At 47.9% G+C, this 11,981-nt stretch carries 11 protein-coding genes; 4 read left to right on the forward strand and 7 right to left on the reverse strand.

Annotated elements, in window-relative coordinates; genetic code table 11:
* Positions 1-149 precede the first annotated feature (149 nt).
* Positions 150-515 carry an iron-sulfur cluster insertion protein ErpA gene (gene erpA / locus ACZ5EJ_RS07000; RefSeq protein ID WP_011634592.1) on the forward strand — a complete coding sequence of 122 codons (366 nt, stop codon included), beginning with the start codon at positions 150-152 and terminating at the stop codon, positions 513-515.
* Between the two features lie 8 nt (positions 516-523).
* Here erpA and ACZ5EJ_RS07005 read toward each other — a convergent pair whose 3' ends face one another.
* Positions 524-1,615 carry an anhydro-N-acetylmuramic acid kinase gene (locus ACZ5EJ_RS07005; protein WP_074455306.1) on the reverse strand — a complete coding sequence of 364 codons (1,092 nt, stop codon included), beginning with the start codon at positions 1,613-1,615 and terminating at the stop codon, positions 524-526.
* A 35-nt stretch (positions 1,616-1,650) separates the two neighbouring features.
* Complete coding sequence (locus ACZ5EJ_RS07010; RefSeq protein ID WP_345889563.1) at positions 1,651-2,889, reverse strand: M23 family metallopeptidase; 1,239 nt, start codon at positions 2,887-2,889, stop codon at positions 1,651-1,653.
* 185 nt (positions 2,890-3,074) lie between these two features.
* Between ACZ5EJ_RS07010 and tyrS the strand changes: the two genes are divergently transcribed.
* Positions 3,075-4,295, forward strand: coding sequence for a tyrosine--tRNA ligase (gene tyrS / locus ACZ5EJ_RS07015; protein WP_074455304.1), 1,221 nt, complete (start codon positions 3,075-3,077; stop codon positions 4,293-4,295).
* A gap of 266 nt (positions 4,296-4,561) precedes the next feature.
* On the opposite strand, the gene ACZ5EJ_RS07020 is transcribed toward tyrS, so the two are convergent.
* Genes ACZ5EJ_RS07020 through ACZ5EJ_RS07030 form a run of 3 tightly spaced genes read right to left on the reverse strand, consistent with a single transcriptional unit; the run spans position 4,562 to position 7,094 of the window.
* Positions 4,562-5,398: an SDR family oxidoreductase gene (locus ACZ5EJ_RS07020; RefSeq protein ID WP_011634596.1), complete on the reverse strand. Its 837-nt coding sequence runs from the start codon at positions 5,396-5,398 to the stop codon at positions 4,562-4,564.
* A complete protein-coding gene (locus tag ACZ5EJ_RS07025) occupies positions 5,395-6,381 on the reverse strand; it encodes a Gfo/Idh/MocA family protein (protein ID WP_011634597.1) in 987 nt (328 codons plus the stop codon). Before ACZ5EJ_RS07025 ends, ACZ5EJ_RS07020 begins: the two co-directional genes overlap by 4 nt.
* Positions 6,378-7,094: an acylneuraminate cytidylyltransferase family protein gene (locus ACZ5EJ_RS07030; RefSeq protein ID WP_074455303.1), complete on the reverse strand. Its 717-nt coding sequence runs from the start codon at positions 7,092-7,094 to the stop codon at positions 6,378-6,380. The genes ACZ5EJ_RS07025 and ACZ5EJ_RS07030 overlap by 4 nt, the downstream gene beginning before the upstream one ends.
* Positions 7,095-7,411: 317 nt before the next feature.
* Between ACZ5EJ_RS07030 and ACZ5EJ_RS07035 the strand changes: the two genes are divergently transcribed.
* Together ACZ5EJ_RS07035 and ACZ5EJ_RS07040 are read left to right on the forward strand one after the other, a co-directional pair.
* Positions 7,412-9,661: an N-acetylneuraminate synthase family protein gene (locus ACZ5EJ_RS07035; RefSeq protein WP_464556811.1), complete on the forward strand. Its 2,250-nt coding sequence runs from the start codon at positions 7,412-7,414 to the stop codon at positions 9,659-9,661.
* 141 nt (positions 9,662-9,802) lie between these two features.
* Positions 9,803-11,206 carry a surface carbohydrate biosynthesis protein gene (locus ACZ5EJ_RS07040; protein WP_011634600.1) on the forward strand — a complete coding sequence of 468 codons (1,404 nt, stop codon included), beginning with the start codon at positions 9,803-9,805 and terminating at the stop codon, positions 11,204-11,206.
* A gap of 56 nt (positions 11,207-11,262) precedes the next feature.
* On the opposite strand, the gene ACZ5EJ_RS07045 is transcribed toward ACZ5EJ_RS07040, so the two are convergent.
* Positions 11,263-11,412 carry a CstA-like transporter-associated (seleno)protein gene (locus ACZ5EJ_RS07045; protein WP_107818316.1) on the reverse strand — a complete coding sequence of 50 codons (150 nt, stop codon included), beginning with the start codon at positions 11,410-11,412 and terminating at the stop codon, positions 11,263-11,265.
* Positions 11,413-11,434: 22 nt separating this feature from the next.
* Entirely contained in the window at positions 11,435-11,917 is a 483-nt protein-coding gene (gene nrdR / locus ACZ5EJ_RS07050) for a transcriptional regulator NrdR (protein WP_011634601.1), read from the reverse strand.
* Positions 11,918-11,981: the final 64 nt, after the last annotated feature.

Raw genomic sequence — 11,981 nt, forward strand, 5'->3', positions numbered from 1 at the left:
CAGCCATTCAAAACGATACTTACAGTCTATGCTGAACATAATCCTCAGTTTGCTGTCTGCCAAAGAGGGTACAGATAAATTTCAGAACCACCAAAGCAGCAGTAATCGCCTAATATCAGAATAATCAGTTACATAAATAAGTGAATAAAATGAACACGATAACCCATGAAGAAGCAAATACAGTTCAACCCCCGTTATTTTTTACCGATAGCGCTGCCAGCAAGGTAAAAGAACTGATTGAAGAAGAAGCAAACCAGGCACTCAAACTGAGAGTTTTCGTCAGCGGAGGGGGATGCTCCGGATTTCAATACGGTTTTACATTTGATGAAATTATCAATGAAGATGACTTTGTAATAGAAAAGCAAGGAGTTAGGCTCCTGGTGGATTCAATGAGCGTTCAATATCTGCTGGGAGCGGAAATCGATTATCAGGAAAATGCCCAGGGCGCACAATTTGTCATCAAGAATCCAGCTGCAGCCAGTACTTGTGGATGTGGCTCCTCATTCTCGGTCTGAAAGAATTTTCAGGCAGGATAAATCGCGCCCAGTACCCGCCTACCGGTTGCGCCGGTCACGGCGGGAAGATTTCCAGGAGTGCGTTCAATTGATTGTCGCGCTAGCCATGCAAATGCACACGCCTCCACCCAATCAGCATCGATACCTAACACATCGGTTTTCCTGATCTCGCGATCTGGTAATTCCTGCTGTAGCCGAGCAACAAGGGTCTCATTATGCGCCCCTCCCCCACACAAATAGAGTTCACGGGCTGTTGGATAGCAAGATCGTATCGAGTCGGCAATTGTCTGTACAGTCAGTTGCAGTAACGTGGATTGAACATCCTGTGCAGCTTCCTTGCCTGTCAAATAAGACAGCAACCAATTAAGATCGAATGTCTCCCTGCCTGTACTTTTAGGGGGCGGCATTGAGAAATACGGAAAACTCAACAGATCATTCAGCAGGTGGTCAATCACTTTGCCTGACTTTGCCCATAATCCGTTTTGATCATAGCGCTCGCCCGTATGCTGCAGGCACCAAGCATCCATTAACATATTTCCGGGGCCGCAGTCAAAACCACTTACACTATTTTCAACAGGCAGGCTGGTAATATTGGCAATTCCGCCAATATTAATGATTAGGCGATGAACATCCGAGTGAGAAAACATCTGCTGATGAAATGCAGGAACCAGTGGCGCCCCCTGCCCGTTGGCAGCAATATCACGATTCCTGAAATCCGTTACAACAGTAATATCTGTCAACTCCGCCAGCAGAGCGCCGTTCACCAGCTGGATACTATACATATACTCCAATTGTGGACAATGTCTGATGGTTTGTCCATGACACCCGATCGCCACAATCCCTCCGGAATCAACCTTGGCTTTTTCAAGCAAGCACACCACCGTTTCTGCATATAACCTTGATAATCGATTACCTGATAAAGCCGCACGATGTAATTCATTTTCGCCGCTCTGATTCAGGCCTAATAATTCCGCCTGAAGAAACGGATCGTAAGGAACATAACAGGTATCAATGAGTGAAAATGACGATCCGGAGAAATTTACCAGTACTGCATCGACACCATCCAGACTGGTACCTGACATAATGCCGATGTAATACATTTCACCTGACTTTATAGACGACTATCCAGGCTGAATCAGTTCAATGCAGCAAAGCTGGTATTGCGCAGCAAATCAAGCCGGGAAGCTAGTTCCCTGGTTTGTCTGTGAAAAGCCGAATAATATTTTTTACTGACGGGCTGTGCTGCTGGCATTACGATTTTAGAAGGGTCGCGCTGAACCCCGTTTACCCGCAACTCATAATGAAGGTGGGGGCCGGTCGCCATCCCGGTCGATCCAACAAAACCAATAATGTCGCCTTGTTTGACGCGCATTCCTTTCTGCAATTTTCTATTAAAACCCGATAAATGGCCATATGCAGAGCTGTATTGAGCATCATGCTTGAGTATAATCAGATTACCATAGCCACTCTGCTTGCCTTTAAACTCAACAGTACCATTTGCTGTCGCCATCACGGGTGTTCCGGTCGGAGCAGCATAGTCAATCCCTCTGTGGGCTCGCCAGCGTTTCAAGATGGGATGGTAGCGCGCATGAGTAAACCCGGAACTGATCCGGGAAAACTTTAAAGGTGCCATCAGAAATGGTTTGCTCAGACTTTCTCCCTCTGGCGTATAATAACCGCCCTCCTCACCCGGTGGCCGAAAATAGACAGCGCGCCTGGATTTCTCCTTGTTGAAAAACTCTACCGCAAGCACACGCCCGACTTGTGTTTTCCCGCTTTCATCCTGTGCGGATTCATAAACAACCGTAAAACGATCGCCCTTTCGGACATCACGGTGAAAATCAATACTACTGGAAAATATATCAATCATCTGGGAGGCGATTGTGCTCGGTAAGTCAGCCTTGTCAACGGCTGCAAACAATGATGAACTGATCACTCCCGAACCCACCAGGACACGCGTATCACCTTCAGCTGACTGCTCGTTCAGCTCAAATGTCCCATCGATTTTTTCGACCTGAAACTGCTCACCATTTCCGTAAAAGTAGCGCAGTGCTAACAATTCTCCGTTCGGCCGGGTTTCCGCATGAATGATTTCTCCCGGTTTAAGCTGGCTCATCGCCCGACTCCCCCGGACAGTATCTAGAAAGCGATTCTTGTCTTTTTGACTGATTTCAAGACGAGCAAGAATCGCCGAAATGGTATCTCCCCGACGTATACTTTCCTGATGCCAGAAAGTCATTTCAGGATCAGAAGATGCAAACTCTTCCGGCAATGGCAAGGCACGAACTATTTTTTTATTGGGTATTTCCTGAAAGGAGGAATCGGGGACAATTCCAAAAGCGGTAACCATCCCGAATAACGGAAAACTGGACAAGATGGTGATCCAACGTACCTTTTTTTGTGCGAAAACAGTGAGTTTTTGCGCTAGAATACTTTTTCTTTTACGAGGTGACTGGTAGTAAATCAAATGCCATCACTCCTATTCGTCTGTTGGAAATTTTTCAAGTCTAACACGGAAAAGCATAAATATAATGACGACTGATTTTTTACTGGCTGGCCGTGTCTAAGTCAATTATTCATCAACTTCAAGTAATCAAACGGGGCTGTCAGGAGCTGCTGATTGAGGAAGAACTCACACAAAAACTCATCAAAAATCAACCCCTAAGGATCAAAGCCGGCTTTGATCCTACCGCACCGGATCTACACTTGGGGCATACCGTTCTGCTGAACAAGCTGCGCCAGCTTCAGGAGCTTGGCCACCATATTCTGTTCCTGATTGGCGACTTTACTGGAATGATCGGCGACCCCAGCGGTAAAAACGCCACGCGCCCACCGCTGACATGTGAGCAGATTGCACAAAATGCAGAAACCTACACATCTCAGGTATTCAAGATACTTAAACCTGAGCAAACAGAGGTGGTTTTCAATTCAACCTGGATGGATAAATTCAGTGCAGCTGACCTGGTCAGACTGGCCTCCACTTATACCGTCGCACGCATGCTTGAACGGGATGATTTCAGCAAGCGCTATCACGAGAATCGGCCGATCGCCATCCATGAATTTCTTTATCCGCTTGTGCAGGGTTACGATTCAGTAGCGCTGAAAACCGATCTCGAACTAGGCGGCACTGATCAAAAATTCAATTTGCTGGTAGGGCGTGAATTACAGAAGCACTACGGCCAATCTCCGCAGTGCATACTGACCATGCCACTTTTGGAAGGGCTGGATGGTATCCAGAAAATGTCGAAATCGCTCAACAACTATGTCGGTATTAATGAATCGCCTACCGAAATGTTCGGCAAGCTGATGTCAATCAGCGACACCCTGATGTGGCGTTACATCGAATTACTGTCTTTTGAATCACTGGACACCATACACCAGTGGCAGCTTGAAGTGGAAGCAGGCCGAAATCCGCGTGACATCAAGGTGCAGTTTGCACAGGAAATTGTGGCGCGCTTTCATAGCCGAACAGCTGCCATTCAAGCTACAGAAGATTTTGATGCTCGTTTCAGAAAAGGTGCCATTCCTGATGATATTCCAGAAAAAAAACTGTATGTTCAAGGCACAGAACTGGCTGCACCTCAACTGCTCAAGCTGACTGGATTAACCGCCAGTACCAGTGAAGCTCTGCGTATGATTGAACAGGGTGGCGTAAAGTTCGATGGCAACAAGGTCAGTGACAAAACCCAAACTGTTCCCGTCAATACGACAGTTATTGCCCAGGTCGGGAAGAGGAAATTCGCAAAAATAATACTTTTGCCCGATCAAGATGGCATATAAAATCTGCTTCTCTGTAAAATCAATTCCAGCTATATAGCTTATATGACAACATTGTTTATCCACCCCAAAAAATATTAATATGTAGACTCGGTCGTAACGGTGCTACTAATTTCTCTACTGCCATCTCAAATAATTCATTAATAAGTACAAAATGCCAACTATCGCAGATTTAGCTGTGCATATATGTGGTTCGGATCAATAAAAGAAAACCGGGGTAGTGTGGAGGATAATCTAGAAATAACTGAAATGGATATACAGAGAAATACCTACAATGCTGTCCACCCTCCATCAATGACCAGATTTGCACCCGTCATATAACTGGATGCATCCGAAAGCAAAAAAATAATTGCTCCTCGATACTCATCTTTTTCTGACATACGTCCCAGAATGGTTCGCGACGAATAGCTACCGATAAACTCGGGGTCATGTTTGTTCCAAACACCACTGGGCGTAAGCAGATTGATACGAATCGACGTATACATGTAATAGGCGGCAAGAAATTTTGTGAGTCCCAGCAATCCTGCCTTACACACCGAATAGACTGCCGGTTTATACGTCTGTATCTCCTGCCCTGCCTTTTTGTAGATACGCTGATCCGGCCCAACGAGACCGTAATTGGATCCAAGAAAAACGATGGATCCCTTGCCGGATTTCTCCATGATGCGGCATGTAGCCTGAGCCAGCTGAAACGCACCGGTCAAATTAACATCCAGTGACGTCTGCCAAAGTGCCAAAGGAAATTCAGTAAACTTTGAAAAACGGGAAGTATCAGAATCTTTCTCAAATTTTGGGTCGATTGCAGCGCTGTGGATCACTGCATCGAGCCGGCCAAACCAGTTTTCACATGACTGCGCGATGGACTGGCATGAATCCGTACAAGTGACATCCAGAGTCCGCACCAGGATTCGTGTATCCGGGTATGAAGCAGTTATTTCATTTTCCAATGATTTCAGCTTGTCACCATCCAGATCACCCAGTACCAGGTCCGCACCAGCTGAAGCTGCTGCAAGCGCGAATTCCGTGCCAAGAAGCCCGGTTGCACCGCTGATAAGTACCGCGCGGCCGGTCAAATCGAAAGGGGTACCTTTGTAAGGTTGATTCATAATCTGACCTGCCGTCCGGTCTGAAGAGATTTTCTGGCTGCAAGCGCTATATTCAGCACATCCATACCCTCCTGTAAAGTGACTCGCGGAATCGATCCGCCGGGAATACCTTCGATAAATTTTTGCATCATTGACAGAAAAAGCTCATTCCGGTCCCAGGAAGGCACCAGAGCCACTGCTTCCACAACCTGCCCATTCTGCTTCAGCGTAGTGAGACGCGAAGGATAATCCCAGTCAACGATCCCTTTTTCAGCCACGATATTCATATGCCGGACCGGTGGTTTACGCCAGTAATCCATGCGAAGCTGAACACAGATCCCCTGTTCCGTTTCAAACGAGATGAGTGCGGTATCTTCTGCCGTCACTTCCAAAGAGGTTCGATGTCCGCCAATAGCAAAGACATGTTTTGGCTTACCGAAAAGCCAGTATAAATAATCCAGTTCATGGATCAGTGTAAGTATGACGCCTCCACCCTGATCAGCCCGTGCGGCATAACTCTGCCGATAATCCTCCCAAGGATGCCAGTCAGGCAGATATTCCCCTAGATCGACCTGTACGGAATAGATTTTTCCCAATCTGCCTTCCCGCATCCACGCCTCAATCTTCCGTAATCCGGGATGCATCCTGAGCTGGCAGCCGACCAGTACGCGAGATCCGCGTGGATCAACATAACGTGTCAATCCGGACAGATACCGTTTTTCGTGCGCGACAGGCTTTTCTACATAGACATGACACCCTGCCTTGAGCGCTTCGATAAGCGTTTTCAGGTGTAATGAAGTCGGATTGGCCACCACGACCAGATCAAAGTTTTGTTTGAGTGCCTGATCGAGGCTCTGAAACAATTGTACATCTTCCGGAATGATCTGTGCGGGAGGTGGCAGATTGCGAGTACGCACTGCGCCCAATTCCCGAACCCCGAGTGCATGCAGATTATTGAGATGCCTGACTCCGATGGAGCCCAGTCCGACTACCAGAGCCTTCAACGGATGATCCCCCGTTTTTCCATTAGAAATTCAGCGAGCTGGAACGAGAATTCATCATCGATATCGATCGAATCCCCGCTTTCGATCTTCAATGGCAGTATGTGGGCACCTGTGAGTGATTGCTTCTCCAGAATCGTCCGGGTACGTATCAGATCCAGATAACCGACCTGCCAGTAAACCTCGGGCAAGCGCTGCCTTGGTTCGTTAAAAGGCTCCGGGACACCAGGAATACTCAGCAGAGCCTGCATAAAACCATCATTACCGATGGTCCACATCTTGTAAGGATTCTGCGCCGATTCGGTCACTCCACGGACGGAATCAGCATCTGGATGTTTTTTCAGCAGTCCGACCGCTTCCTCTATTTTTTCAACCCTGCGCGCAGGAGAAGTGGGCCGAAACTGGAAAATGGCATCAGGAAGAGGCACATGGTGCTGCTCCAGCCAGCTCAAAAAATGCAGGAATACCGGCAGATCCCGCGTATCATCCTGTGCCAGATCAACCGGTCTCAAAAAAGGAACCTCCGCTCCGGCATTTCTTGCAATTTCTGCAATCTTCTCCGAATCGGTGCTGACAAAAGTTCTCTGAATAGAAGGTGATCTGAGCGAAACTTCAATTGAATGGGCAATCAGCGGCTTGCCACATAAAAACCGGATATTTTTATGCGGAACAGCTTTTGACCCGCCTCGCGCGGGGATGAGGGAATAAATTAACATTGGCTGAAATTTATCAAATCAGGTATCAAATAAACAAATAAATGGGTGAAGTCAAATTCTGATGATTCACAAGTTGGTATTTTACAAACCGGCTACCAGCCTTCCAACTGACAAATGTAAAAATGACTGGTAATTCTACTGTTGAAGTACGCCTGCTGCACATGAACCATAAAATGGTTACAATTCAAGATCTACATTCAAAAGAAAATCACCACATAAGCCTCAAGTAGTATTGACATACTCCATCGGTATAATTCTTTATATCCCCTGTCATACAGACCCGGCAATCATAATCTTCACCGAACAGGATTTGCAGCATGCGTATTGAAAAAAGGATCAAGGACTATCTGGTTTTTTCCGGGGATAGTATTCTCGATGCCCTGAAACACATCAATGATAACCAGTCCCGGATCGTTTTCGTTGTGCAGGATAACGGCGTATTAATCGGGGCAGTCAGCGACGGTGACGTGCGACGCTGGATGACCCAGGCGACCGAATTTGATCTGAATCTGCCGATCGATCATGTGATGAATCGTAATTTCATCGCCCGGCCCGTTGCCGAATCCCAGAATCAGATTGCAGACTATTTTGATCACAAACGCGACATCATCCCGCTGATCGACGAACAAGGGCGTTTTGTCGCCCTGGCACGAAAATCAGCTACAGGGCTCCAGATCGGGGATTTCCTGATTGCCGACCAAAACCCCACATTTATCATCGCCGAAGTCGGTAACAATCATAATGGGGATATCGGCCTTGCGAAAGAACTGGTAAACCTAGCGGTGGAAGCCGGGGCCGATTGTGTCAAATTCCAGATGCGTGATCTTTCCTCGTTGTATTCGAATCAGGGCAGGAATGCAGAGGTGGGTTATGACCTGGGATCACAATACACGCTGGATCTGCTCAATAAATTCCAGTTGAGCCATGATGCACTTTGTCAGATATTCGATTATTGCAGGCAGCAGGATATTCTGCCCTTGTGCACGCCTTGGGATATGGTGAGTGTCCGTGTATTGGAAGAATACGGACTGGAAGCCTTCAAAGTGGCTTCAGCCGATTTTACCAACTATGAAATGCTGGAAGCGCTGGCTAAAACAGGTAAACCGCTGATCTGCTCCACGGGCATGAGTTCAGAAGCAGAGATCAAGGGCTCGGTGAGTCTGCTGCGCCGGTTGGGTGCCCCCTTTGCCTTGCTGCACTGCAATTCGACCTATCCTGCCCCCTTCAAGGATGTAAACCTCAACTACCTGCCGCATTTAAAGCAGCTGGCAGGTACGGTGGTCGGCTATTCGGGCCATGAACGCGGGTTTGCGGTGCCTCTGGCTGCCGTTGCCCTTGGAGCGCGCATCGTGGAAAAACATTTTACTGTCAACCGTGGTATGGAAGGCAATGACCATAAAGTCAGTTTATTACCAGCAGAATTTACGGAAATGGTGCAACAGATTCGCAATATTGAAGAGGCCATGGGACAAGGTGGTGAACGGGCACTGACCCAGGGGGAAATGATCAATCGTGAAAATCTGGCTAAAAGCCTGGTAATCAATTGCGATCTTTCGCAAGGACAACTCATCAAACGCAGTATGATCGTGGTGAAAAGCCCCGGGCAGGGTCTGCAACCCAATCGCATTGATGAGCTGGCAGGCAAAGTGGCACAGCACGATTTTAAGGCCGGGGATTTCTTCTTTGAAACAGATATCACGCCACAATCAGCTAAAAAACAACACTATACCTTTTCACGTCCCTACGGAATCCCAGCACGTTATCACGATTACCAGGCACTGACCGAAGGAATGAAAATCGATTTCATCGAGTTTCATCTGAGTTACCACGATCTGGATGTGAAGCTCTCTGACTATTTCTCTGATCCATTGCCAATCGGTTATGCCGTGCACAGTCCGGAATTGTTCGCTGGTGATCATATTCTCGATCTGGCAAACGACGATGAAGATTACCGGGCACATTCCATTACCGAACTGAAACGTACAACAGCAGTAGCGAGCGAGTTGCGTCAGTATTTTCCGTCGACACCCAGACCGGTACTGGTACTCAATGCCGGAGGCTGGTCACCGCAGAATTTCCTGCCAGTTGAAGCACGCACGAAACTTTACGACAGGGTGGCCAAAGCGCTGGGCAAAATCGACCTGAATTCCATTCGACTGGCCATTCAGACCATGCCCCCTTTTCCCTGGCACTTTGGGGGGCAGAGTCACCATAATCTCTTTGTCGATCCGGATGAGATCGCGGTATTTTGCGAGAAAACTGGCCATCATATCTGCCTCGACGTTTCACACTCCATGATGGCCTGCAACTATTATCAGTGGGATTTCAGCGCATTCCTCAAGAAAGTTCTGCCTCATACTATCCATCTGCACATAGTCGATGCCAAGGGAGTAGATGGTGAAGGAGTGCAGATCGGCCATGGTGATGTGGATTTCGCCTTGCTGCACGATCAGTTGAACCAACATGCTCCCGGAATACAGTTCATACCTGAAATCTGGCAGGGCCATAAAAATAAAGGAGAAGGGTTCTGGTCAGCATTGGCGTTTCTGGAAAAAACCGGTTTCTAGGTAGATTAAGAACCGATTCAAAGCTGGTAATAATCATTCCCCTCGGCTTCCGAATATTTGATATATGATCAATTCCCCCAGGTAAATCACCTGCTGGTTCCATAAGCCCCTACTGCCAACCTATTCCGATCTGACCGAACCATGGCTTCCCTTTCTGCTTCAACTCTTATCATTCCTGTCGAAAACCAGGTGCGTGAACTGGATGCAAAACTCCTGCTGGCATGTGTAGCAGCTGAGCGCGGGTTTCCGGTGATCATCGGCTCGCGGGCCTTTATTCATTTTGAAATCGCGTCACTACCGCGCGGCATCTATCTGGCAAAAAGCATGCGCAGTCTGAGTAATTCCATGTTCAGGATAATTCGCATGCTCGGACATGAAATCGTTGCCTGGGAAGAAGAAGCACTGGTCCACCCGCCGGCCGACACTTATTACACGCTACGGTTATCTCCCACTACGATCAGAAATGTTTCGCATGTTTTTGCCTGGGGCCAGGAAAATATCGATCTGCTTCAACAATATCCACAATTTCCGGAGAATCTGCCTATTCACCTGACTGGAAATCCGCGCGGAGATATCCTGCGGCCCGAGATACGCGCCTATTTCGCAGCAGAGGTAGAGCGTCTACGTAATTTGTATGGTGATTTCATTCTCATCAACACCAATTTCACTGATGTCAATCCTTTCATTCCCGGTATCGGCCTGTTCGTTCCGACAAAGGGTGGAGATAAAAAATCCCGGCGCGGACAGGCCGGGATCGGCATGAGTGAAGAATTCGCCGAAGGCCTGTGGCATCACAAGAAAGCCATACTGGAAGATTTCAAGCAACTCATCCCGGCACTGGAACGGACATTCCCGGATGTAACGATCGTGGTACGGCCCCACCCGAGTGAAAATTTTCGGGTTTATCACGATATTGCTGCTCAATGCCAGCGTGTCAAGGTCACGAACGAAGGCAATGTCATCCCCTGGCTTCTGGCTTCGAAAACAATGGTGCACAATGGCTGTACCACTGGTCTGGAAGCCTATGCTCTGGGAGTTCCAGCCATTTCCTATCTTGCGACTTTCAATGAATATTACGACTACGATTTCCAGGGCCTGCCTACCCGGCTGAGTTACCAGTCATTCAATTTCAACGAACTCCAGGGTACCCTGTCTCGAATCTTGAACGGTGATCTGGGCACTGCTGGAGGTAAAGAACGCAAGGCGCTCATTGATTACTATTTGGCAGCACAAAGCGACCGTCTCGCATGCGAACGTATCATCGATGTACTAGAAGAAAGCGGTTACGGCCAGTCTCAACCACCGGCCAGCTCTGCTCCAACGTATCTGACAGGATGGGCACTCGCAAACCTCAAAGCCACACTGACTCAATTGAATATGCGTCGTCCCGGACCAAACCGGCTGTCTTACCACGATCACCGTTTTCCTGAAATCCAGGTTGAAAAAATCGAACAGAAAATTGCACAGTTTGGCAGTTTACTGAATCGTTTCGACACCATCAAGGTAAAACAGCATTCACGCCATTTGTTCAAAATAAACAATTGAGATCAGTAGTAACGATAGAATCTGCCCCTGCTGCTATAACGTGCGTCCAGACATTCTCAAAAAGTTTCTCTTACGATGATCGTCTGTTCGGGATGCACGCTGCTTATGTGTTCAACATAGACGCTATACTCCGGCACGCCCATCATCAGATGCAAACTTTTGCGCAAACGGCTTCCAGAGATGTAATTCATTTGATGATTGATCATAATAATCTCTCTTGGTCATTTGTTAGCCTGGTGGCTCATCGTCCAGGCTTGATGGAGAGGCTTGAACCTCCCGGATTACCTCCTGAAAATCTCCTACATCTTCAAAACTTCTATACACAGAAGCAAAGCGGATGTAGGCTACCTTATCCAGCTTGTACAGCTCTTGCATGACCCATTCACCAATTGTGCGCGATGAAATTTCTTGTGCCCCGCCTCCCAATAGTTTCTGCAGAATACGTTCTATTGCGGCATCTACCTGCCCAACCGGAACCGGGCGCTTGTGTAACGCCCGGGCAAAACTGGTGTAGAGCTTTTCCCGGTTGAACTCAACGCGATTACCGCCCTGCTTGATAATTTGCGGAAAACGCACCTCAACTGTTTCATACGTTGTGAAGCGCTTTCCGCAGGCCGTACATTGTCGCCTGCGTCTGATCCTGGAACCTTCTTCGCTGACACGTGAATCGACTACGCTGGTATCTTCAGCACCGCAGAACGGGCATCGCATTGCTCTGTACCTCCAAAATTACAGGTAACTGGGGCCGGATAGCCGACACAGAAACCTGGTGCAC

This window comes from Nitrosomonas sp. TNE100, assembly GCF_055387135.1.